Origin of the sequence: Gluconacetobacter entanii (assembly GCF_003206495.1) — a bacterium.
Classification (GTDB): domain Bacteria; phylum Pseudomonadota; class Alphaproteobacteria; order Acetobacterales; family Acetobacteraceae; genus Novacetimonas; species Novacetimonas entanii.
The window spans coordinates 1-1,033 of record NZ_NKUF01000156.1; the positions used below are offsets into that span (position 1 = coordinate 1).

The 1,033-nt window shown below is 59.3% G+C and carries 1 protein-coding gene; it reads left to right on the top strand.

What is annotated here, in order from left to right; genetic code table 11:
- Positions 1–1,033: RNA-guided endonuclease InsQ/TnpB family protein (locus CFR72_RS17060; RefSeq protein ID WP_110914833.1), on the top strand; the 1,033-nt coding region annotated here is incomplete at both ends.

Below are 1,033 nucleotides of genomic sequence, written 5' to 3' on the forward strand. Positions count from 1 at the left end.
TACGTGACGCAGGCGCGGGAGCTTACCATTCTGCGCCGCGAGGTGGACTTTGTCCGCGCCGTCAGCCAGACCAGTCAGCAATATGCGCTCAAGGCACTGGACGCCGCCTACCGCCGCTTCTTCAAGGGCCTTGGCGGCTATCCGCAACCGAAGAAGAAAGGCGTGAACGATGCCTTCACCTTCAACGGACGTGAGATAACCGTTGAGCGCCTGAACAACCGATGGGGTCGTGTCCGTCTGCCGAAGATCGGATGGGTCAAGTTCCGCATGACGCGCAACCTGTCCGGAAAGATAACGGAAGCCACCGTCAGTCTTACGCCTCTCGGCTGGCAGATCAGCATCGGGTGTAAGGACTGTGACGTTCAGGACTTCGCCACGGATGGCGCTGTTGGCATCGACCGGGGTGTGACTGTTCCACTGATGCTCTCGGATGGAAGCAGTTATACCCTTCCGGGCAACATTGATGCTCTGGACAAGAAGGCTCGCAAAGCCCAGCGCGTTGCCAGCCGTCGCAAGCGTGGATCGCGTCGTCATGCGAAGGCACAGCGCCGTGTCGCGGCAATCCGTGCCAAGCAGGCCCGCGCCCGGAAGCACTGGTCGCATGTCTCGACCACGGACATATGCCGGAAGTTCGGGTCGGTCGTGATCGAGCGCCTGCGGACCAGGGACATGACGAAATCCGCGTCGGGAACTATGGAGAACCCCGGCAAAAACGTTGCGCAGAAGCGTGGACTGAACCGCGCAATTCTCAACGTGGGATGGCGCCAGATCGAGACGATGCTGTTTTACAAGGCGCATCAGGTCGTGAAGGTCGATCCCCGATTTACCTCGCAGAAGTGTTCGTGCTGCGGAGCCGTAGACAGCAGATCGAGAGAAAACCAATCTCGATTTGTCTGCACTGCTTGCGGCTTCCGCGCCAATGCCGATCACAATGCTGCCGTTAATATATTGCATCGGGGGAGCACTCCGATCGTGGAGCCGCAGGTAACTGCGGCGTTGAAGCGAGAACTATCCGGGAAACCGGAAATCCCCG